The sequence below is a fragment of the Tessaracoccus lapidicaptus genome (genome assembly GCF_001693815.1).
Taxonomy (GTDB): Bacteria; Actinomycetota; Actinomycetes; order Propionibacteriales; family Propionibacteriaceae; genus Arachnia; species Arachnia lapidicapta.
Window position 1 is genome coordinate 276,852 of the sequence record NZ_MBQD01000011.1, and the last position, 21,821, is coordinate 298,672.

Annotated in this window: 22 protein-coding genes; 18 read left to right on the forward strand and 4 right to left on the reverse strand. The window is 73.3% G+C overall.

Translation table 11 applies throughout. The features are described 5' to 3' along the window. Positions 1-36: 36 nt before the first annotated feature. Positions 37-1,377, forward strand: coding sequence for a coiled-coil domain-containing protein (locus tag BCR15_RS04590; RefSeq protein WP_068750856.1), 1,341 nt, complete (start codon positions 37-39; stop codon positions 1,375-1,377). Further along, complete coding sequence (locus tag BCR15_RS04595; protein WP_078919693.1) at positions 1,374-2,411, forward strand: coiled-coil domain-containing protein; 1,038 nt, start codon at positions 1,374-1,376, stop codon at positions 2,409-2,411. Before BCR15_RS04590 ends, BCR15_RS04595 begins: the two co-directional genes overlap by 4 nt. A gap of 7 nt (positions 2,412-2,418) precedes the next feature. Here BCR15_RS04595 and BCR15_RS04600 read toward each other — a convergent pair whose 3' ends face one another. Further along, a complete protein-coding gene (locus BCR15_RS04600; protein WP_068750860.1) occupies positions 2,419-3,069 on the reverse strand; it encodes a TIGR03089 family protein in 651 nt (216 codons plus the stop codon). Positions 3,070-3,108: 39 nt separating this feature from the next. Between BCR15_RS04600 and BCR15_RS04605 the strand changes: the two genes are divergently transcribed. From BCR15_RS04605 to BCR15_RS04620, 4 genes are all read left to right on the forward strand, one after another. Continuing rightward, complete coding sequence (locus BCR15_RS04605; protein WP_068750862.1) at positions 3,109-4,188, forward strand: mannose-1-phosphate guanylyltransferase; 1,080 nt, start codon at positions 3,109-3,111, stop codon at positions 4,186-4,188. Positions 4,189-4,270: 82 nt separating this feature from the next. Further along, the gene (locus tag BCR15_RS04610; protein ID WP_068750864.1) at positions 4,271-4,534 is read left to right on the forward strand and encodes a WhiB family transcriptional regulator; all 264 of its coding nucleotides are present in this window, start codon (positions 4,271-4,273) and stop codon (positions 4,532-4,534) included. Between the two features lie 50 nt (positions 4,535-4,584). Next, positions 4,585-7,539, forward strand: coding sequence for a glycosyltransferase (locus BCR15_RS04615; RefSeq protein ID WP_068750866.1), 2,955 nt, complete (start codon positions 4,585-4,587; stop codon positions 7,537-7,539). Continuing rightward, positions 7,536-8,792, forward strand: coding sequence for a DUF5719 family protein (locus BCR15_RS04620; RefSeq protein WP_068750868.1), 1,257 nt, complete (start codon positions 7,536-7,538; stop codon positions 8,790-8,792). Before BCR15_RS04615 ends, BCR15_RS04620 begins: the two co-directional genes overlap by 4 nt. On the opposite strand, the gene BCR15_RS04625 is transcribed toward BCR15_RS04620, so the two are convergent. Next, positions 8,793-9,227, reverse strand: a complete 435-nt coding sequence (locus tag BCR15_RS04625; RefSeq protein ID WP_068750869.1) for a metallopeptidase family protein — start codon at positions 9,225-9,227, stop codon at positions 8,793-8,795. Between the two features lie 37 nt (positions 9,228-9,264). Here BCR15_RS04625 and BCR15_RS04630 point away from each other — a divergent pair, with 37 nt between their 5' ends. From BCR15_RS04630 to ahcY, 6 genes are read left to right on the forward strand one after another with little or no spacing between them, the layout of a single operon-like run. Next, on the forward strand, positions 9,265-9,639 hold the full coding sequence (locus tag BCR15_RS04630; protein ID WP_228383431.1) for a DUF3499 domain-containing protein: 375 nt from the start codon (positions 9,265-9,267) through the stop codon (positions 9,637-9,639). A gap of 33 nt (positions 9,640-9,672) precedes the next feature. Further along, a complete protein-coding gene (locus BCR15_RS04635; RefSeq protein ID WP_068750871.1) occupies positions 9,673-11,022 on the forward strand; it encodes a phosphohexomutase domain-containing protein in 1,350 nt (449 codons plus the stop codon). A 28-nt stretch (positions 11,023-11,050) separates the two neighbouring features. After that, positions 11,051-11,242, forward strand: coding sequence for a Trm112 family protein (locus BCR15_RS04640; RefSeq protein WP_068750873.1), 192 nt, complete (start codon positions 11,051-11,053; stop codon positions 11,240-11,242). Between the two features lie 5 nt (positions 11,243-11,247). After that, positions 11,248-12,255, forward strand: coding sequence for a phosphoheptose isomerase family protein (locus BCR15_RS04645; RefSeq protein ID WP_068750875.1), 1,008 nt, complete (start codon positions 11,248-11,250; stop codon positions 12,253-12,255). A gap of 5 nt (positions 12,256-12,260) precedes the next feature. Then, positions 12,261-12,707, forward strand: coding sequence for a type II 3-dehydroquinate dehydratase (locus BCR15_RS04650; protein ID WP_068750877.1), 447 nt, complete (start codon positions 12,261-12,263; stop codon positions 12,705-12,707). A 10-nt stretch (positions 12,708-12,717) separates the two neighbouring features. Then, complete coding sequence (ahcY, locus tag BCR15_RS04655; protein WP_197971692.1) at positions 12,718-14,115, forward strand: adenosylhomocysteinase; 1,398 nt, start codon at positions 12,718-12,720, stop codon at positions 14,113-14,115. A gap of 4 nt (positions 14,116-14,119) precedes the next feature. Here the strand turns inward: ahcY and BCR15_RS04660 are convergent, their stop codons facing one another. Then, on the reverse strand, positions 14,120-14,359 hold the full coding sequence (locus BCR15_RS04660) for a DUF3039 domain-containing protein (RefSeq protein WP_068750881.1): 240 nt from the start codon (positions 14,357-14,359) through the stop codon (positions 14,120-14,122). A gap of 44 nt (positions 14,360-14,403) precedes the next feature. Here BCR15_RS04660 and BCR15_RS04665 point away from each other — a divergent pair, with 44 nt between their 5' ends. From BCR15_RS04665 to BCR15_RS04680, 4 genes are all read left to right on the forward strand, one after another. After that, positions 14,404-15,771, forward strand: a complete 1,368-nt coding sequence (locus tag BCR15_RS04665; RefSeq protein WP_068750883.1) for an MFS transporter — start codon at positions 14,404-14,406, stop codon at positions 15,769-15,771. Next, positions 15,768-16,496: an RDD family protein gene (locus BCR15_RS04670; RefSeq protein ID WP_068750884.1), complete on the forward strand. Its 729-nt coding sequence runs from the start codon at positions 15,768-15,770 to the stop codon at positions 16,494-16,496. The genes BCR15_RS04665 and BCR15_RS04670 overlap by 4 nt, the downstream gene beginning before the upstream one ends. A gap of 9 nt (positions 16,497-16,505) precedes the next feature. Beyond that, positions 16,506-18,659, forward strand: a complete 2,154-nt coding sequence (gene malQ / locus BCR15_RS04675; protein ID WP_068750886.1) for a 4-alpha-glucanotransferase — start codon at positions 16,506-16,508, stop codon at positions 18,657-18,659. 168 nt (positions 18,660-18,827) lie between these two features. After that, positions 18,828-19,478: a cytidylate kinase-like family protein gene (locus BCR15_RS04680; RefSeq protein WP_083196579.1), complete on the forward strand. Its 651-nt coding sequence runs from the start codon at positions 18,828-18,830 to the stop codon at positions 19,476-19,478. A 68-nt stretch (positions 19,479-19,546) separates the two neighbouring features. Here the strand turns inward: BCR15_RS04680 and BCR15_RS04685 are convergent, their stop codons facing one another. Continuing rightward, positions 19,547-20,899, reverse strand: coding sequence for a nicotinate phosphoribosyltransferase (locus BCR15_RS04685; RefSeq protein ID WP_068750890.1), 1,353 nt, complete (start codon positions 20,897-20,899; stop codon positions 19,547-19,549). A gap of 24 nt (positions 20,900-20,923) precedes the next feature. On the opposite strand from BCR15_RS04685, the gene clpS reads away from it, so the two are divergent. Then, entirely contained in the window at positions 20,924-21,217 is a 294-nt protein-coding gene (gene clpS / locus BCR15_RS04690) for an ATP-dependent Clp protease adapter ClpS (RefSeq protein WP_068750892.1), read from the forward strand. Next, positions 21,214-21,807 carry a DUF2017 family protein gene (locus BCR15_RS04695; RefSeq protein ID WP_068750894.1) on the forward strand — a complete coding sequence of 198 codons (594 nt, stop codon included), beginning with the start codon at positions 21,214-21,216 and terminating at the stop codon, positions 21,805-21,807. The genes clpS and BCR15_RS04695 overlap by 4 nt, the downstream gene beginning before the upstream one ends. Positions 21,808-21,821: the final 14 nt, after the last annotated feature.

A 21,821-nucleotide genomic window follows, 5' to 3' on the forward strand; every position in this document is an offset into this window, starting at 1 on the left:
GTGACCGGCCTCCCGCGGGCATGGAAAGATGGGGGCATGCACCCCGCCGAGTCCGCCAGCGAGCTGCTGCTCCAGGCCCAGCTCCTCGCGGACCGGGTCCGCGCGGAGGCCGAGGCCGACGCCGCCGCCGTGCGCGCCGAGGTGGCGGGGCTGGCCCGTGAGCGCGACGAGATCCGTGCCGAGGCGGACTTCGCCCGGCACCGCCTCGACGAGGCCCGCGCGGACGCCGCGCACCGGTTGCAGGCCGCCGCCGAGCAGGCGGGGACCATCATCGAGGGCGCCGAGCGCACCGCCGACGAGCTGGTGGCGGGGGCGCGGTCGGAGGCCGAGGATCTGGTCGCGGCCGCCACCGCGGAGGCCGAGCGGATCCGCGCGGCGGCCACCGCCGAGGCCGAGGCCGGCGCCCGCAGCTTCGCGGCTTGGCGCGCCGACCAGGAGGCCGAGGCGGACGCCACCCGCGCCGCCGCCGCCAGCGGGATCGCCGACGAACGGGCCGAATGGGACGCCGAGCTGACCAGGCTCCGGACCGAGGCCGCCGCGGATGCGGAACGCCGCGTGTCCGAGGCCGACGCCCGGGCCCGGGAGACCCTCGAGGCGGCCCGCCGGCACGCCGAGGACCTGGGTCGCGAGGCCGAGGAGGCGCTCGCCGCCGCCGCCACCCGGGCCGCCGCCGTCGTCGCACACGCCGAGGAGGAGGCCCGCGGCCGTCTCGCCGACGCCGACGCCCAGCTGGCCTGGGCCCGCGACACCGTGGCGGGGCTGCTCGCCGGGGCGCGCGCCGACGCCGCCCGCACCACACGCCTCACGCACCTCGACGTGGCGGGGAGAGCCCGCGCCGCCCGTGCACGGATCGCCGCCACGCTGGGCCGGAGCGTCGACGTGGCCAGGAGCCGCCTGCGCGCCGCCCAGCTGGAGGCCGACGACGTGCGCGCCCGCGCCGACGCGGAACTCGCCGCCGCCGCCGACCACGCGGCCCGCACCAGGGCCGACGCCGAGGAACGCGCCCGTGAGATCGAGACGCGGGCGGCGCGCGAGGCCGACGCCGTCGTGCGGCGGGCCACCGAGCGCATCGCCGACGCCGAGGCCGACGCGGCGGTGGTGCGGGAGCGGATCAGCGCGGACCTCGAGCGCTCGCAGCGCGCCTCCTTCGAGCGGACCCGCGCCACCCGCGAGGAGGCCACCAGACTGCTGGCCGAGGCCCGCGTCGAGGCCGAGACGGTCCGCACGCAGGCCCGCGAGATGCTCGACTCGGCCCGCGCCGAGGTCGCGCGGCTCACGAGTCGCCGTGACGCCATCACCCAGCAGCTCAACTCACTCTCCGGAGTGATCGAGGCGCTGGCCGTCCCCGGAACCCCCACCCAGAACGAGGAAGCATGACCACACCCAGTTTCCGTACCGTGCTGCGCGGCTATGAGCCCACGCAGGTCGACGCCGAGATCTCCACGCTGCAGCAGGCCCTGGACTCGGCTCGCGCCGAGCTCGGCGAGCTGAGCGTCCAGCTCAAGGAATCGCAGCAGCGCCAAGCCGACGTGGAGCAGCGCGCCGCCGCCGCGGCCGCCCGGGCCGAGGAGGCCGGACGCGCCACGCAGCTGGCGTCCCGGCCCACGTACGCGGACCTGGGCGAACGCGTCGGGCAGATCCTCACCCTCGCCGAGGAGGAGGCCGTCGACATCCGTCGCCGCGCCACCGAGGAGGCGCGCTCGATGCTCGACGACGCCGCCCGCCAGGCGCAGGCCAAGGCCGCGGACGCCGACCGCTACGCCATCGACACCAGGTCCTCGGCCGACGCCGACGCCGAGGCCCGCCTCACCGGCGCCCAGCGCCGCGCCGACGAGATCCTGGACCAGGCGGACCGGGAGGCGTCAGCCCGCCGCGAGGAGGCAGAAGCCCTCTACGAGGCCCAGCAGGCCCGGGCCGCGCAGGCCGCCGCGGACTTCGAGCGCACCCTCGCGGACCGCAGGGACTCGGCCGCCGCGGACTTCGAGACCGCGATGGGTCAGCGCGACGCCCAGCTGCGCGCCGCGGAGGAACAGCTCCGCTCGGCGGAGGCCGAGGCGCAGCGGATCGTCTCCGATGCCACCTCCCACGCCGAGGCCGTGCGCTCGACGGCGCAGCGGGAGGCCGACGAGCTGGTGGGCGAGGCCCGCAGCCGGGCCGAGCGCATCCGCCGCGACTCCGACCGCGAGCTGGCCGCCCTCACCCAGCGCCGCGACTCGATCACGGCCCAGCTGACCAACGTCCGCCAGATGCTGGCCACGCTCGGGGGAGGGGCCGCGGCCGCCGTCGTCGACGTGCCGGAGGTGGCCGTACCGGCGCCGGACGAGCAGCCCCAGCCGGCGGACGAGCCCGCGCCCGCGGCCGAGACCGACGCCGCGGACGAGGAGCTGCCGCAGGAGGACGGGACCGACTGACCCGGGGTCAGAGCCGGCGCGCGCGTTCCTCGGCGGCGATCGAGGTGGCGCGCTCCGGCGCGACGCCGATGGCGATGACCGTCGAGCCGGCCCCCGCGACGGGCGCCAGCAGTCCGGCACTCAACGCCTGGGCGGCATCGGGATCCACGAGCAGCACGCGGTCGTCGCTCGCGGGGACCGGCGCGACCGGGGAGCCGGCCCACAGCGTCGACTCCCCGAGCGGCGATGGGTCGTGCACGTCGGGCTGGGCGAACACCTCCCGGTAGTCGACGGCCCCCTCGGGCGGCTGCGGGAAACCCAGCCCCAGGGGATGCAGGGAGCAGGCCACCGTCGTGGCCGCGCGGCGCTCGTCGCCCGGCCCCACCACCAGCAGGTCGGCCCCCGTCACCCCTGGCTCGACGGGGCACCCGCGCTGCCAGGCCGCGGCCGTCCACACGAGAGTGACCCAGTGCGCGGGATGCGTCGCGGCGATCGCGAGGTCGATCGGCTCCCCGTCGTCATGGCCCAGGTCGGCGATGAGATTGGCCGTCTTGTCCACCCAGTTGGCGAACGTGACGGCGGACAGTTCGACCCGGGAGCCGTCGGCACCGTCGTAGAACGTGATGAGGGGCGGGGCGCCGAGGCGCGCCACGCGCCGTCGTAGGGCATCGATCAGCATGTCTGCGATCCTAGGCCCGCGATTCGCTAGCCTCCTCGCATGCGTTATGTCGTCATCATGGCCGGCGGGTCGGGCACGAGGCTGTGGCCGCTATCCCGCCAGGGCCGTCCCAAGCAGCTGCTGGAGCTCTTCGACGGCCGCTCCCTCCTGCGGCTCGCGTACGAGCGCCTGGTCGGGCTCGTCGAACCGGACCACATCCTCGTCTGCACGGGCCGCGCCTACGCCGACGACGTGGCCCGCCAGCTGCCCGAGCTGCCGCACGGCAACATCCTGGGCGAGCCCGAGGGCCGTGACTCCCTCAACGCCGTGGCGTGGTCCGCCGCCGAGGTGGCACACCGGGACGCCGACGGCGTCGTCGCCATGGTGACCGCGGACCAGGTGATCTCGCCGGTGGAGGAGTTCCAGCGGAGCCTGCGGGTCGCCTTCGAGGTCGCGGAGAGCCGGCCGATGGCCCTGGTCACGCTCGGGGTGGTGCCCACATCGCCGCACACCGGATACGGCTATCTGCACCGCGCGGAGGAGGTGCCCGGCTTCCCGGGGGTGCACCGCGTGGCTCAGTTCAAGGAGAAGCCGTCGCGGGAGGTGGCCGAGGCCTACCTGGCGACGGGGGAGTACTGGTGGAACGCCGGCATGTTCGTGTGGCGGGCCGCGACGCTGCTGGGTCAGCTCGACCAGCTGCTGCCCCACACCGCCGAGACGGTGCGCACGATCGTGGCGCAGCCGGAGCGCCTGGACGAGCTGTTCCCGAAGCTGACCAGGATCTCCGTCGACTACGCCGTGATGGAGCCCGCCTCGGCGGGCCGCACCGACGGCGAGGTGGTGAGTGTCCCGCTCGCGATTGACTGGCGCGACGTCGGCGGCTTCGTGTCCCTGGCGGAGCTCCTGCCGCACGACGCGCACGGCAACGCCGTCGAGGGGCGTGCGGTGTCGCTCGACTCGGCGGGGTGCGTCGTCATCAACACCGCCGGTGACGAGCACGTCGTCGCCACCATCGGGCTCGAGGACCACCTCGTCGTCGCCACCCCGACCGCGACACTGGTCGCGCACCTCGGCGACGCGGAGCGCGTCAAGGAGCTCGTGGCGATCGTGCGGGAGGTCGCCGGGCCCCGATTCGCGTGATCTGTCGCGATGGATTAACGTTCGGCGCTTGACCGATCAAAATCACTCGTGTGTAATTTCAACCAGCGAAGGGAGGCAAGGCATGGACGACGTCGTCACGCTCTTCCTCGATGACATCGACGATGGCGCGTTCGCGTGGCAGGCCGAAGCGCTGTGCGCCCAGACGGATCCCGAGGCCTTCTTCCCCGAGAAGGGCGGGTCCACGCGGGAGGCCAAGCGGGTGTGCCTGAACTGCACGGTCCGTGCCGAGTGCCTGGAGTACGCACTCGCCCACGACGAGCGGTTCGGCATCTGGGGCGGGCTCTCCGAGCGCGAGCGCCGCAAGCTCAAGCGCACCGCCGTCTAGGTCCGCGGCGCACTGGTAGCCTCAGAGGCTGACCGAGCGCTGGAGGACTGTTGACCGACGAACCGCTGCACGGCCGCCTGGAGGACCTCTGGTCCTGGATCGAGAACGAGGACCCGGCCGGTGAGACGCCGGCCGTCGACCCCGCCGACGTCGTCGCCGTCATGGTCGTCCACAACGCCGCCGAGTGGCTCCCACGCCAACTGCTCGCGCTGGCGGGGCTCCAGCCCCGGCCCGGCCGGCTGATCGCGGTGGATACCGGGTCCACCGACTCCTCCCCGGAACTGCTCGCCGCCGCCGCCGCGGAGGGGGTCGTCGACGAGGTGCGCACGGTGGACGCCGACGTCGTGTTCGGGGCCGCGGTCGCCGCCGGGCTCGCCGACGCCGAGCCCGAGTGGGTCTGGCTGCTGCACGACGACTCCGCCCCACGCCGCGACACGCTCGCCCACCTGCTCGAGGGGGCCCGCCAGGCGGATCTCGTCGTGCCGAAGCTGCTGCAGCCCAAGCGCCGCAACTACCCCGACACGCTCTCCGAGGCCGGCCAGGCCATCACCGCGGGCGGCATCCGCGTGCCGCTGGTGGAGGAGGGCGACGTCGACCAGCGCCAGACGGAGCCGACGGAGGTCCTCGGCGGCTCCACCGCCGGGATGCTCGTGCGCGGCTCGGCGTGGCGCGAGACGGGCGGGCTGGCGCCCGAGGTGCCGCGACACCGCGACGGCGTCGAGTTCGGCTGGCGCGTCAACGCCCTCGGCTACCGCGTGCTGACCTGGCCCGACGCCGCGCTGGTCCACAGGCGGGCCGGTCGCACGGGGGAGCGGCCCGCGGCGGGCCACCCCCACCTCGACGACCGCCTCGCCGCCCTGCGCGTCGCCGGGTCCCGCGGCGCGTCCCGCCCCGGCCTGGCCGCGGCGTCGCTGGTGCGGGCCGCGGGCTTCCTGCTCGCCAAGTCGCCGGGCCACGCCCGCGCCGAGCTATCCGCCCTGCGGACCCACCTCGCCACCCCCGAGGCGACGCGGTCCCTGGCCGCGCGCTTCCCGGAGGAGGACCACACTCCCGCCGAACTCCTGCCCAACCGGTTCTGGCCCGTGCGCCACGCGGTCGACCGGCTCGGCTCCGGCCTCGCCGACCGCTTCCGCGACCTGCGCGACTCGGACACCACGATCGACGACCTCACCGGCGACGACTTCGCGGGCGGGCGGGCCGAGCGCCGCGTCCTCTCGCCGGTCACGCTGGTGCTCGTCGTGCTGATCGTCGCCGCGGCGGCTGCCGCCAGGACGCTCCTGGGCCTCGGCGCCGTCTCGGGCGGCGGGCTGCTGCCCGCGCCCGCCTCGCTGGCCGCCGCCTGGCAGGCGTACCTGACCGGTGAGGCGCCCTGGCTGGGCGCCGCCGCGGTCGCGTCCCTGGCCGGCCTGGGCAGCCCCGGATGGGCCGCGTTCCTGGCGCTGCTGGCGGCGCCGGTGCTGGCGGCCCTGGCCGCGCTCGCGCTCCTGCGGCGGCTCGGCCTCGAGCCCGCCGCCGCGTCCGGCGGGGCCGCCGCCTGGGCGGCCGCCACCCTCGTCCTGGGTCTCGTCACGGCGGGCGACATCACCGGCATGGTGCTCGCCGTCGCCGGGCCCCTGCTCGCCCGGTCCCTGCACGCGGTCCACCACAACACGGCCGGGGGCGCCGAGCGGCTGCGGGCACCCGCCGGTGCCGGGGTCTGGCTGCTCGTGGTCACGGTCGTGTGGCCGCTCGCGCTGCCGTTCGCGACGGCCGGGGCCGTCTGGTGGGTGCTGCGGGACCGCAGCCGCCTCGCCGAGGCCCTCACCGCCGTCGGCCCGCCGTGGCTCGTCGTGGCGCCCTGGCTGCCCACGCTGCTGCGGTACCCGGGCCGCTGGCTGACCGGCGTCGACCCGCTGGCCTGGCCGGACTACCCCCCGGCGTCGAGCGCGCTGATCCTCGGCCGGATCCTGCCCTCGGGGCTGCCGCTGTGGCTCAACGTGGTCGTCGTCTCCGCGCTGGCCGTCACCGCCGCCGTCGGGCTCGCCCGGTTGCGCGACCGCGGCTGGCGCCTCGCCGTCGGCGCGATCGGCGCGCCCCTCATCCTGGGGGCCCTGCTGTCGCGGGTGGTGGTCACGGTCGACGGTGGCACCGCCAGGCCGCTGCTGTCGCCGTGGGCGCTCCTCGTCGTCGCGGCGCTCCTGGCGCCCCCGCTGCTCGCCGAGGCGAGGCGGCCGGCCCGCCGGCCGCTGGTGCCGGGGCTGCTGCTGGCGCTGGGGATCCTCGCCGCGGGCGTCTGGGCGGTCGTCGGCTTCGCCGGCCCGGTCCGCGAGCAGGCCTCCGTCCTGCCGGGCTACGTCCGCGACGTGGTGACCTCCGAGCGCGACACCCGCGCCCTCCTCATCGAGCTCGACGACGGCGAGCAGGTCTCCTGGAACGCCGTCGACTCCCGCCGGCCCCGATGGGGGGCTGCGGAGCGCAACCCGGTCGGCGACTTCGCCCCTGATCTGCAGGCGCTGGTGCAGGCGTTTGCCACCGGAACGGTGCCCGACGACGTCGCCGCCCAGCTCACGTCTCTGGGCGTCTCACACGTGTGGCTGCGTGGCTTCGGGCCGGAACTGCGGGCGGCCCTCGACAACGCTGCCGGGCTCAGCAGCGCGGCCGCCGACGCGGACACCGTCGTGTGGACCGTGACCGGTCTCGTCTCTCGTGTCACCCTCGTCGACGGCGACACGAGCGGGCCCGTCCTGCGCGGCGAGGTACCCGACGGGGCCGCGGACCGGACGCTCGTCGTCGCCGAGCCGCCCGGCGCGGACTGGGCGGCCACAGTGGACGGCCGTGAGCTGGAGCGGGCGGACGCGGACGGTCGGCTGACGTTCGCCCTCGGTGCGGACGGCGGCGACCTGGACGTCGGCCCCCGCGAACACACCGGCCGCGCCGTATGGCACGGCGCAGTGCTGGCGCTGATCGCGATCCTGGCGGCGCCGAGTCTGGGCGGCGCCGCGGTGGCACGAAGGGGGCAGGAATGATCCGCAGACTCGCACTCAGCGTCGTCGCGCTGGCCGTGCTCGCCGGCGTGGCGCTCGGCCTGGCGGCCCTCAGCCCCCTGCGCAAGCCGGCGCCGGAGGCAGTCGACCTGCCCCGTACCACCCGCCTCACCTGCGCCGCCGCGGGCCAGGTCCTCGTGGACGCGGCGGGGGAGGTGAGCGTCGCACCGCTCGACGGAGACGGGCAGAGCCTCCAGGCACCCGGCCAGGTCGCCGCTGAGGGGCCGGTACGGATCGTCGCGACCCAGGAGGTCACCGCCTCCATCCTGGTCGACAGCCCGCAGCGGGCGCTGGCGCCGTGCGCGGCTCCGGTCACCGCAGGCATGGTGCTCGTCGCGGACCCGGCCGCCACGGAGCTGGTCCTGGTCAACAGCGATGCCGGCGAGGCGGCCGTCGACCTGACGCTCCTGGGGCCGGACGGCGAGATCTCCGCCGTCGGGGCCCGCGGGATCGCGATCGCGCCCGGCGTCACACGGCGGGTCGCGCTCTCCGTCCTCGCCCCCACGGGCCCCGTCGGCGTCGTCTTCCGGGCCAGCCAGGGTCGGGTCGCGCTGCTCGCGACAGCCGTCGAGGGACGCCCCGCGCGTTTCGCGGCCCCGGCCACCACCGCGACCGAGCACCTGCTGCCCGTGGCGGCCGCCGGCGCCACCGCCACGGAGCTGCTGGTCAGCAATCCCGGCCAGGAGCGCGTGGACATCGCGCTCGAAGGGCTCGGCCCCGAGGGACCCTACGTCCCCGCGGTCAGCGACGGCCTGTCCGTGGCGCCCCTCAGCACCGTCCGGATCGCGCTGTCGGGGCCGCTGGCCGGCGAGGCGACCGCCATCCGGGTCACCTCATCATCCCCGGTGGGGGCGGCTCTGCAGACGACGGCCGGCGGCCAGGCGGCCACCGTCGTCGCCGGCGAGCCGGCCGCGGAGCTGCGCGGCGTGGTGCCGGGGGCCGGCGCCCTTCACCTCAGCAACCCCGACCATGCGGAGGCCGTCACCGCGACCGTGACGCTCACCGCCCTGGGCGGCTCGGCCACCTCCGCCGACGTCGAGGTGCCGGTCGGCAGCACCGTCTCGGTCCCACTCCCCGCGGGGGACCCGGTGTCGGTGTCCGTCGCCGCCGATGGGGCCCTGCTGGCGGCGGCCTCGTCCGCGACGCCCGCCGGGACCGTGGTGGCGCCCCTCACCCCGCGCGGTGAGGGGGAGGATGCGGCGGTGCCGGCCGTGCTGGAGCCGGGGCTGCGCTGATCAGTCGTCCTCGTCCCAGTCGTCGCCGCCGAGTTCCTCGATGCTGCGGCCCGTCAGGGTGCTGAGCTGCTCCACGATCGTGCGGTGCACCAGCCGGCGCAGTTCGGCGCGGGACCGCGCCCGGTGCTCCAGCGGGCGCTCGAAGATGACGATCTGGGCGGTCTGCCCGCGTCCGGGCTCGAGGGCTGCCGACAGCGGAACCCGGTCCCCGGACCACGCGACGTTGAGGTGCGGCACCTCCTCGACGCCGACGACCACGCCCGAGAGGGCGTCGGGGGCGACGGCGGCGATGTCGGCCATGGCGGACGTCACGCAGTGGTTGAAGTAGTCCACCCGTGAGGGGCGGCGCAGCGGCACGGGGCGGCCCGTCCACGGGTTGGGGCCGGCCAGCGGACCCCGGATGCCGCGGCCGTGGCGATCTCGTCTGCGTGGCATACGCGTCACCTTAGCCCTCCTCCAGTACCCTCTGTCCGTGCGCAGATGTTCCCGTACCGCGTGCGTCGCCCCCGCCATCGCGACGCTCACCTACGTGTACGCCGACTCCACCGCCGTCCTCGGCCCGCTGGCGCTCGCCGCAGAGCCGGGATCCTACGACCTGTGCTCCGTGCACGCGGGGCGCACGAGCGCGCCCATGGGCTGGGAGATCATCCGGCTGCCCCTCGACGGCAGGGCCCCGGAGCCGCCCCAGGCGTCGGACGACCTCATGGCCCTCGCCGACGCCGTGCGCGCCATCGGGCTGCGCCACGACGAGCCCGCCCCGCCCGCGGCGGCCCCGGCCCGGGACGCGGAGCCTCCGGTCCCCGGTGGCCGCGGCGGACACCTGCGCCTGGTGCAGTCGAACGACTGAGCGCCGGCGCCGCCAGGCGATACGCTTGGCCCCGTGCTCGACCCGCAGATCTTCAAGGCCAATGACATCCGAGGCATCGTCGTCGGCGACCACCCCCAGTGGGACGAGGACGGCGCCCGCCGCCTCGGCGCCGCCTTCGTCGACCTGCTGGGTCCCGCGGAGTTCGTGCTCGGCCGCGACATGAGGGTGCTCGGGCGCGAGCTCTCGCTGGCGTTCATCGACGGCGCCCGGCGCGCCGGCGCCTCCGTCGTCGACATCGGGCTCGCCTCCACCGACGGCCTGTGGTTCGCGTCCGGGTGGCTGCGCGTCCCCGGGGTGCAGTTCACCGCCAGCCACAACCCCAGCGACTACAACGGCATCAAATTCTGCCTGGCCGACGCCGCACCGGTCCCCGCGGACTTCATGACTCGCCTGCGGGACCGCGCGGGCACCGTCGAACTGGGCGCCGAGGTGCTCGGGGGCTACCGGGAGCTGGACGCGCTGGAGCCCTACGCCGACCGGCTGGGGGACCTGGTGCCGATGCGCGGGGACCGCGACCTGACCGTGGTGGTCGACGCCGGCAACGGCATGGCGGGGCACACGGCGCTCACCGCACTGGCCGGCCGCGGGCTGGACATCGTCGGCCTCTACCTGGAACTCGACGGCAGCTTCCCGAACCACCCTGCCAACCCGCTGGAGCCGGAGAACCTCGTCGACGCGCAGCGCGCCGTCCTGGAGCAGGGGGCCGACCTCGGCCTGGTGTTCGACGGCGACGCCGACCGCTGCTTCATCGTCGACGAGCGTGGCGAGGTGGTGGACCCGTCCGTCATCACCGCCGTGATCGCGGTCGCGGAGCTGGGCAGGCATCCCGGCTCGACCGTCATCACCAACACCATCACCTCCTGGTGCGTGGGGGAGGCCGTGGCGGCCCATGGGGGCCGCGTCGAGCAGTCGAAGGTCGGCCACACGTACGTCAAGGCGCTGATGGCGCGCACGGGGGCCGTCTTCGGCGGCGAGCACTCGGCGCACTATTACTTCCGGGACTTCTGGTCGGCCGATACCGGCATGCTCGCGGCGCTGCACGTCATCGAGCTCGTGCGCGAGTCCGGCCGGCCGCTGTCGGAGCTGGCCTCGGTGTACGACGGCTACCACCGCTCGGGTGAGCTGAACTCCACGGTCGACGACGCCGACGAGTGCATGGACCGGGTGGCCGCGGCGTTCGCGGACCGGGGCGACGCGGACCGCGTCGACGGCCTGAGCGTGCGCAACCGGGACGGCGGCTGGTGGCTCAACCTGCGCCCCAGCAACACCGAGCCGCTGCTGCGCCTGAACGTCGAGGCCCGCGACGACGCCACCATGCGCGCCCTGCGCGACGAGGTCCTCGCCCTGGTGCGGCGGGGATAGAGTGGATCAGCCCCGAGGAGGAGTCACCATGAGCGACAACACGATGCAGCTCTCGCCCGAGTTCCTGGCGGTCGCGGCATGCCCCGCCTGCCACGCGAAGTTCGCCGTCGACTACGACAAGCAGGAGCTCGTCTGCACCAACCAGTCGTGCGCACTGGCCTATCCCGTCCGGGACGACATCCCGATCCTGCTGATCGACCAGGCCCGCAGCACGCTCTGACGGCCATGTTCTTCGACGACTCCCGGCTGGAGGACCCCTCGCTGGAGCTGCATCAGGGGTTGCGGTGGCTCGCCTCGACGGGGGCGCGGATCCGGCGCGCCGCGCTGACCGAACCCGTGGGGCACCTGGAACGGGCGGACCGCCCGCGGGGCATCCTCGCGCTCGGGGCCGAGTCGCGGCTGGTGCGGGCCGTGCTGGAGGGGGCGTGTCCGGTCCCGTTCATGGCCTGGCCCGGACCCGGGCTGCCCGCCTGGGTGGGGCCGCTCGACCTCACTGTCGTCCTGGGCGACCACGAGACGCCCGAGTGGGTGCTGGAGTGTGCCGCGGAGGCCGCGCGGCGGGGTTCGACGATGATCGTCGCGGCGCCAGAGACGTCCCGCCTGGCGCAGGTCACGGCATCGACGTCGACCACGCTCATCCCGGTGACGGAGCCGGACCCGCTGGCAGCGGCCGTCGCAGTCCTGTCGCTGCTCGGGGACCTGGGGCTCGGCCCCGAGGTGCACACCGGGCACGTCGCGGACGCCGCCGACCTGGTCGCGGAGGCGTGCGCGCCCGTCCGTGACCTGTCCGACAACCCAGGTAAGGAACTCGCGCTGTGCCTGGGCGACACGCTGCCGCTCATCTGGGGCGGCACCGTCCTGGCCGGCCGGGCCTCGCGCCGGATCGCCGAGGCAGTGCGCCGGGCGTGCGGCCGCCCCGCCCTCGCCGCCGACGCCTCCGAACTCGACACGCTCCTCGCGGCAGTGCGGCCGCGGGACCCGTTCGCCGACCCTCTCGAGGCGCCCACCGACGTCCAGCCCTGCCTCGTGCTGCTCGACGACGACAAGCTCCCGGATCGCGTCAGCGGCGTCGCCCGGCGCCTGTCGGCCCGCGCCGACGCCGTCGGGGTGCGGGTGGCCCGCATCTCCTCCGGCGACGCCGACCTGGTGTCCAGCGACGTCGAACGCTACGTGACGCTCCTGCAGCGTGGCCTGTACGGTGCTGCCTACCTGGAGATCGGGCTGGCAGACTAGCGGCCATGAACACGGTCCTCGTCCTCAACGGTCCCAACCTCGGGCGGCTCGGCACCCGCCAGCCCGAGGTCTACGGCGGCACGACCCACGCGGATCTCGCGGAACACCTCGTCGAGACCGGCCGCGGCATGGGCCTGGAGGTCGAGGTCCGGCAGACGGACCACGAGGGCGAGATGATCGCCTGGCTGCACGAGGCCGCCGACACCGGCGCCGCCGTCGTCCTCAACGCCGGGGCGTGGACGCACTACTCCTACGCCGTCGCGGACGCCGCCGCCCTGGTCAGCCGCTACGTGGAGGTCCACATCTCCAACGTGCACGCGCGCGAGGAATTCCGCAGCCACAGCGTGCTCTCAGCCAAGGCGTCGGGCATCATCATCGGCTGCGGCGTCGGCGGCTACGACCTCGCGCTGGCCCACCTCGCCGCGACCGGGGAGGCGTCCACGGCCGGGTAGAGTGGCCCGCGTGGATTTTCGCGTAGCAGACCTGTCCCTCGCCGAGTTCGGGCGCAAGGAGATCACCCTCGCCGAGCATGAGATGCCCGGCCTCATGGCCATGCGGGAGCGCTACGGCGCCAGCCGCCCGCTGGCGGGGGCGCGGATCGCCGGCTCGCTGCACATGACCATCCAGACCGCGGTCCTCATCGAGACCCTCGTGGCGCTGGGCGCCGAGGTGCGGTGGGCGTCGTGCAACATCTTCTCCACGCAGGACCACGCCGCCGCCGCCATCGCGGCCGCTGGCATCCCGGTGTTCGCCTGGAAGGGCGAGACGCTCGAGGAGTACTGGTGGTGCACCCACCAGATCCTCCAGTGGCCGGACGGCGGTCGGCCGAACATGATCCTCGACGACGGTGGCGACGCGACGCTGCTCGTGCACCAGGGGGTCGCGGCGCAGCGGGCCGGATCCGTTCCCCAGGCCGCCGAGGGCGACTCGCACGAATGGCGCGTCATCCTCGACACGCTGCGCGAGGCGCAGGGTGAGGTCGACTGGCAGGCCATCGCGTCCTCGGTCAAGGGCGTCACCGAGGAGACCACGACCGGCGTGCACCGCCTCTACGAGATGGCTCGGCAGGGCACGCTGCTGTTCCCGGCGATCAACGTCAACGACTCGGTCACCAAGTCGAAGTTCGACAACAAGTACGGCTGCCGCCACTCCCTGATCGACGGCATCAACCGCGCCACGGACGTCCTCATCGGCGGCAAGGTGGCGGTCGTGTGCGGCTACGGCGACGTCGGCAAGGGCTGCGCCGAGTCGCTGCGCGGCCAGGGTGCCCGCGTGATCGTCACCGAGGTCGACCCCATCTGCGCGCTGCAGGCCGCCATGGACGGCTACCAGGTGGCCGCCCTGGACTCCGTGGTCGGGTCCGCGGACATCTTCGTCACCGCGACGGGCTGCTGCGACGTCATCACGGCCGAGGACATGTCCCGGATGAAGCACCAGGCGATCGTCGGCAACATCGGCCACTTCGACAACGAGATCGACATGGCCGGGCTCGAGGCCCGCACGGACGTGACGAAGGTCGAGATCAAGCCGCAGGTCCACGAGTGGCGGTTCGACGACGGTCACTCGGTGCTGGTGCTCAGCGAGGGTCGGCTGCTGAACCTCGGCAACGCCACCGGGCACCCGTCGTTCGTCATGAGTAATTCGTTCACCAACCAGGTGCTGGCCCAGATCGAACTCTTCACCAAGCCTGACGAGTACCCCGTCGGCGTGTACACGCTGCCCAAGCACCTGGACGAGGAGGTGGCCCGCCTGCACCTGGCGGCCCTGGGCGTCGAGTTGACGCGCCTGAACCAGAAGCAGGCCGACTACCTGGGCGTACCGGTGTCGGGTCCGTTCAAGCCCGACAGCTACCGGTACTGACGCGTTACTCCTTGTTGAAGGACTCCCAGATCTCCTTGCACTCAGGGCAGACGGGGTACTTCTCGGGGTTCTTCGTCGGGACCCACACCTTGCCGCACAGCGCGACGACGGGGGTCCCGTTGACCATGGCCGCCATCAGCTTGTCCTTCGGGACGTAGTGCGAGAAGCGGTCCTGGTCACCGTCTTCGAAGAGTTCGGTCCGTTCGTCGACGACGGTCTTTGCTCCGGGGGCCAGCTCAGTCATGTCCCCATGCTAGTGCGATGCAAGAATGACTGTCCGGAGGTGTCATGCGGGACTCGGGGCGCGGCGTGCTGATCGCGGGCATCATGCTGTCGGTCTTCTCCATCGCGTTCCAGTCGATCGGGCTGGCCACGGCGATCCCGACCGTGATGGCGTCGTTCGACGCCGGGCACCTCTACCCCTGGGCCTTCACCACCATGGTGTCGGGCATGCTCGCCGCGACGATCATCGCGGGCCGGGTGGCCGACGTGCGGGGCCCGGCGGCGCCCATGTACGCCGGGTTCGCGCTGTTCGCCGTCGGCCTGGTGCTCGGGTGGCTGGCGCCCAACGTGTGGACCGTCCTCGCCGCCCGAGCGGTGCAGGGACTCGGTGCCGGTGCCCTCAACCTCACCCTGTCGGTGACCGTCGCCCACGGGTTCGAGCCCCGCGAGCGGCCGCGGGTCATGGCGCTGGTGTCGTTCTGCTGGCTCCTGCCCGCCTTCGTGGGCCCGCCGTTCGCCGCGTGGCTGACGGGCATCGACTGGCGGCTCGTCTTCGCCGCCATGCTGCCGCTGGTGACGGTGGCGTTCGTGCTCACCGTGCCTGGGCTCCGCGCGGTCCAGGCACGGTTCCGTCCCGGGGAGGACGACGTCGCCCCCGTGGCGGCGCTGCCCACCGTCGCGGTGACCGTCGGCCCGTCGCTGGTGCTCTTCGCGGGCCAGGACCTCGGCTGGGTCAGCTGGCTCTCGGCGGTCGCGGGGGTGGCCGCGCTGGTCTGGGGCCTGCCGCGCATCCTGGCGCCGGGCACGCTGGGGCTGGCCGCGGGCATCCCGAGCGTGGCCCTCAGTCGCGCCATCCAGGCCGGCTCGTTCTTCGCCGCGGAGACCATCCTGGTCGTCACCCTGCAGCAGCTGCGCGGCCTCAGTCCGTACCAGGTCGGGTGGGCGCTGACGGTCGGCAGCATCGGCTGGACCGCCGGCTCGTGGCTCCAGTCCCAGGCCTGGGTGCGGCTGGACCGCAACGACTACGTCACAGTCGGGGCGGCGACGTCGAGCGTGGGCATCGCCGCCATCACGGCGTTCGCCTGGTGGCCGGACATCCCGCTCGCCGTCGGCCTCGGCGCGTGGGTGATCGCGGGGCTAGGGATGGGGCTCACCATGCCCTCCTCGGCCGTCGCGGTCATGAGCCTGTCCGGGGGCCACGAGCAGGGTCGCAACCAGTCGTCGATGCAAGTGGCCGAATCGGTGGGCAACTCGGTCATCACGGCGGTGGCCGGCGGGCTCTACACCGCGCTCCTGACCGCCGAGCCCGCGGCGCTGTCCTACACGACCACCTTCGCCTTCCTCCTGGTCGCCTCCGCGCTCGCGATCGTGGTCAGTCGCCGCATCGGGCGCATCCCGAACGAGCTCACCAGGTCTGGCATCCTTGAGCCATGACTTACTCCCCCCAGCAGCCGCCCCCCGGCTGGTACCCCGATCCCGCAGGCTCTGACGGTGAGCGCTACTGGGACGGCATCGCGTGGTCACAGGCGACGAGGGACCGCCAGCCGGTGCCGCCGCCGTACGCCCCGCCGCAGCGGGAGGCGCAGTACCAGGGCTATCAGGGTCCCTCCCAGGGCTACCAGGGCTACGGCTCCCCGGGCGGGGACCCGCGCTACCAGGGGCGCCGGTTCGCGGGGTTCGGCCAGCGGCTGCTGGGCTACATCATCGACTCGATCCTGCTCGGGATCGCCACCCAGATCGTCGGGACGGCGCTCGGCCTCGGCGGCGCCATCGACGCTGCCCTGGGCCGGTGGGAGCGCGACGTCCTGGTCTACGCGGAGAACCCCGTCGGGACCCTGCCTCTGCCCGGCGAGGACCTGTGGATGGCGCTGGTGTACAGCGGCATCGTCGGCGCCACGCTGGCCGCGATCTACCGCACGGTGCTCTACGGGACGCTGAGCGCCACGCTCGGGCAGCTCGCGCTCGGCCTGCGGGTCGTCAAGGCCGACGCACCGGCCGACTCGAAGCTCGACTGGACCACCGCCGCGGTCCGCGGCATCGTCAGCGCCGTCCTCTACGAGACGATCGGCTTCATCAACGGCATCTTCGCCGCCTTCACCCGGGAGAAGCAGACGCTGGGTGACCTCATCGCCAGGACCCACGTTCTCAAGACCCGGTAAAGGACCACCGTGACTGACCGCAACCCCGGCCTGACGCAGCTCGCCGACCGCTTCGGCATCGCCCAGGAGTTCTGGGACTGGAAGGGCCGCCACGTCGCCATCCCGGCGGACACCATCGCCGCGGTGCTGGCGGCCTTCGGCGTGGACGCCGCGACCCAGGAGTCCGCCGAGCGCGAGCTGGGCCGCCTGGAGGACGACCGGTGGCGCCGGGTGGTCCCGGCGTGCACCGTCGTCGAAGAGGGTCAGGGTGTCCACGTCGACGTGCACGTCCCGGCCGGCTCGGGGGCGCAGGTGTACGTCCTCCTGGAGTCCGGCGAGAGCCGCCCGGCGTGGCAGAGCACCAACGACACGCCGGACCGCTGGGTCGACGGCGCCCCGCGCGGGGAGGCGACGTTCTGGCTGGGCTCGGACCTTCCCACGGGCTATCACCGGGTGGTGGCCAGCACGGACGAGGGCGTCAGCACGGGGGCGCTCATCGTCACGCCGTCGTTCGTCGGCTTCCCTCCGGCCATGCGCGGGCAGCGCATCTGGGGCTACGGCACGCAGCTGTACTCCGTGACGTCGAAGCGGTCCTGGGGGATCGGCGATCTCGCGGACCTGGGAGACCTCATCACGTGGTCGGGCGCCAGGCAGTTCGCCGGCTATGTGCTCATCAACCCCCTGCACGCGGCGCAGCCGGTGCCGCCGATGGAGCCGTCGCCCTACCTGCCGGCGAGCCGGCGCTTCATCAACCCGATCTACATCCGGCCGGAGGCGATCGACGAGTTCGCCACTCTGCGCCGTGGCGACCGGCTACGGGTCAAGGCGCTGCGCAAGCAGGCGCAGTCGGCCGGCGACGCCAGCGGCAGCATCGAGCGCGACGCCGTCTGGCCGTTGAAGATCGAGGCGCTGCGCATCATCCACGCGGCCGGGATGCGGTCGGCGCGACGGATCGCGTTCGACGACTTCCGGCGCCGCGAGGGCCACGGCCTGCGGGATTTCGCGGTGTGGTCCAGCCTGTGCGGCACCTACGGCCAACTGTGGAACGAGTGGCCTGAGGAGCTGCAGCGCCCGTCGACCCTCGCCGTCTCCGCCTACGCGCACGAGCACGCCGAGGACATCGACTTCTACGAGTGGCTGCAGTGGATCGCCCAGACGCAGGTGTCGGCCGCGCAGACCGACGCCGCCGAGGTCAACATGCCCGTCGGCATCGTCACCGACCTGGCGGTGGGGGTGCACCGCTTCGGCGCCGAGACCTGGATGATGCCCGACGTGTTCGCCCAGGGGATGAGCGTCGGCGCGCCGCCGGACCAGTACAACCAGACCGGCCAGGACTGGGGACAGCCGCCCTGGCGTCCCGACAAGCTCGAGGAGCTCGAGTACCAGCCGTTCCGCGCGATGGTCGCGGCGGCCCTGCGCCGCGTCGGCGGCGTCCGGATCGATCACATCATCGGCCTGTTCCGCTTGTGGTGGGTGCCGCAGGGCGCGGGTCCCACCAACGGCACCTATGTGCGCAACAACCACGAGGCTCTCGTCGGCATCCTGGCGCTGGAGGCGCAGCGCGCCCAGGCTCTGATCGTCGGCGAGGACCTCGGGACGGTGGAACCGTGGGTGCGCGACTACCTGGCGCGCCGGGGCATCCTCGGCACGTCGGTGTTGTGGTTCGAGACTGGTGCCGACGGCGGACCGCTGCCGGCCGACGCGTGGCGCGAGTACTGCATGGCGTCGGTGACGACACACGACCTGCCGCCGACGCTCGGCTACCTCGCCGGCGACCACGTTCGGCTCCGCGACCACCTCGGGCTCCTCACGGAGCCATTGGGGGAGGAACTCGCCGGCGCGCAGCGCGAGCAGGCCGGATGGATCAACAAGCTGCTTGCCGACGGGCTGCTCACCGACGAGGAGGCCGAGGACCCGGTCGAGGTGATGCTGGCGCTGCACAAGTTCCTGCTGCGGACGCCGTCGAAGGTGCTGCTCGCCGGTCTCACGGACGCGGTGGGGGAGCGTCGCGCCCAGAACCAGCCCGGCACCGTCGACGAGTACCCGAACTGGCGGGTGCCGCTCGGCGACGCCAGAGGCCGTCGGATCCTGCTCGAAGACATCTTCAAGGCCCCGCTGCCCAAGCGGCTGGCCGCGGTGATGAACGGCGTCGACGAGTTGCCGGAGTCGCGCTGGGGTCGTTGATCCCCCGGCCGCGCGCCGTCCGGCGGCCGGCCTGACCGCCGGAGTCTGGCGACTCCGGACGGGGGACGGACGCGATGGCTAGTCTGGGCAGCCAGGGGTCTCGCGCACGGCCGCGCGATATCCCCACCCGGTCGCCGGCACCGACGACGCAACGGCAAGGAGCGGATCATGGGCGCAATCACTGTCTCTCGCCAACTCGGCAGCCACGGGGCACGCATCGCCAGGGGCGTGGCCATGAAGCTGGGCTGGCCCATCGCCGACAAGAGCACGATCAACGGCGTGATCAAGCAGTACGGACTCATCCACCTCGATCACCTCTACGGCGACAAGCCGCCCACCTTCTGGGATCTGTTCGACCACGACAGCGTCCTGACGATCGAGTGGATGAACAAGACCGTCCAGGCGATCGCGGCCCAAGGTGACGCCGTCATCCTCGGGCGGGGCGGGGTCGCGGTCCTGAAGGACTACGCGGGCGTCCTGGACGTGTTCATCAAGGCCCCCGACGACGTGCGCGCCGAACGCATCAGCCTCCGCGACGACATCCAACAGTCGGAGGCAGCGCGCAAGGTCGCCGCCGACGATCAGGCACGCGCCAAGTTCACGCGGCTCATCTACTCCAGGGACTGGGCCGACGAGAAGAACTTCGACCTCGTCATCGACACCGGCCAGGTCACCGATGAGGCGGCGATGGACCAGATCATCGACGCCTACCGGGCCCGGATGGCCGGCCAGCCCGCCGGTCCCCGCGTCGCGGACATCCGGCCCGATCCGGTCCTGGCGGACACGGTGAGGGAGCAGCTGGCCCGACATCGGCGGTGACGCTCACGCCACCACGGGGCGGTGGGACGGCGCCGGGAGTGCCCGCCGTCGCCCCCCCGCCGCGGGGGTCAGAGGTTCGGCACCACCGGGGCGGCCTGGTAGGGGTTCGTGGTCTCGTCGCCCGCCGAATCGAGGATGATCGTCTCCAGCGCCGGGTCGCCCTTCGAGATGCGCAGGGCGGCTACCGGGAGTTCGGCACGGGACTGCTCGTGACGGCGACGGGCGTCGTCCAGGGTCGCATGGTGCACGAGCTCCCCGGCGCGGTAGATCGGCACGAGCAGGTTGCGGTCGTTGCCGTCGTCGACCGGCGGCGTGCCCAGCCCGATGACCTCCGACTCGGCCCGGCCGTCGGCACCGCGCCGGCGCATCGCGAACTTCCTGCCGCCCAGGGTGTTCTTGCCCTTCGACTTCTTCGCGACGGGGGTCATGGGGGCGCTCGGGTCGTCCGAGTCCGCCCGGGCGACCAGCTTGTAGACGAAGCCGCAGGTCGGGTGGCCCGAGCCGGTCACCAGCGACGTGCCGACGCCGTAGCCGTCGACGGGGGCGCCCTGCAGTGCGGCGATCTGCCACTCGTCGAGGTCGGAGGTCACCATGATCCGGGTGTGCGTGGCGCCGAGGTCGTCGAGCAGGTCGCGGGCGCGGCGGGCCGCGATCGCGAGGTCGCCGGAGTCGAGGCGGATGGCGCCCAGCCGGCCGCCGGTCAACTCGATGCCGGTGCGGATGGCGTCGTCGATGTCGTAGGTGTCGACGAGCAGCGTCGTGGCATGCCCCAGGGTGTCGATCTGGGCGCGGAACGCGTCCTCCTCGCTGTCGTGCAGCAGCGTGAACGAGTGCGCGGCGGTCCCGATCGTCGGCACGCCATAGCTGCGGCCCGCCTCCAGGTTCGATGTCGTCGCGAAGCCCGCGACATACGCGGCCCGCGCCGCGGCCACGGCGGACCACTCCTGCGTGCGCCGCGACCCCATCTCCGCGCAGGGCCGGTCCCCGGCCATGGCGGTCATGCGGGAGGCGGCCGCGGCGATGGCCGAGTCGTGGTTGTAGACGCTGAGCAGGATCGTCTCGAGGATGCAGGCCTCCGCGAAGGTGCCCTCGACGGACAGGACGGGGGAGCCGGGGAAGTACACCTCGCCCTCGGGGTAACCCCAGATGTCGCCCGAGAACCGGTAGCCGGCGAGCCATTCGGCCAGATTCTCCCGGATGATGCCGCGTTCCATCAGCCACGTGAGTTCGGCCTCGTTGAACCGGAAGCGTTCGATCGCCTCGATCACGCGTCCCAGGCCGGCGACCACCCCGTAGCGGCGCCCCTCCGGCAGTCGCCGGGTGAACAGGTCGAAGAGGCTGCGCCGATTCGCCGTGCCGGCGTTCATCGCGGCCTGCACCATGGTCAGCTCGTAGTGGTCGGTGAGCAACGCGGTGGTCATGGACGGCACCCTATCCTTGGGGGCATGTCCAGTGCAGCCGATGGCGGAGTCGAGATCCTCGAGGCACCCGCGGAGGCCGCGGAAGCCGTCCATCAGTGGGTCACGATCGTGTGGGACGACCCAGTCAACCTGATGAGCTACGTCACCTACGTCTTCCAGGAGTACTTCAAGTACCCGCTCGAGAAGGCCGAGGAGCTGATGTTGAAGGTGCATCACGAGGGGAAGGCCGTGGTGTCCACCGGGAACCGCGAGGCCATGGAGAAGGATGTGCTCGCCATGCAGGGTTACAACCTCTGGGCCTCGATGGAGCAGATGTGAGCCTCGACAACGACGACATCGTCTGGGCGTTCGACGGCAGGGACGGCCGCGCACACGCGCTGGCGGCCATGCTGCATCTCTACGCGGAGAACCTCGAGGCGCTGCTGCCGACCGAGAGCGACGACGCGTTCGAGCAGATCGTCGCCGACCTCGCCGACGACCCCACCACCCGCATGCTCGGCAACCCGCGGCTGGCCCGCCTCTTCCCGCCGGCGCTGAGCGACCCGAAGGGCAGCGACGAGTTCTGGCGCGACTCCATCCATTCCCAGGCCCGGGCCCGCCTCGCCGCCGCGCGCGTCGTGGTGGAGGACCTCAGCGACTGGGAGGGCTTCGTGCCCGTCACCCTGGCCCGCGCCGACGACTGGGCCAAGGTGATCGGGGCGCTGCGGCTGTTCTGGTACACCGAGATCGCCGGCCCGGGCCGCCTCGACGAGCCCACCGCGCAGGCCTTAGCCGAGGACGGCGGACTGCACGACCTCATCGACTGGCTGGGCTTCCTGCTGGAGGACCTGCTGGAGTCGCGGCAGACGTGCCTGCAACTCAACGCCAGCCTGGACCCAGACGAGTTCGGCGAGGCGGACCCGGAGTGACCGGCCTACAATCG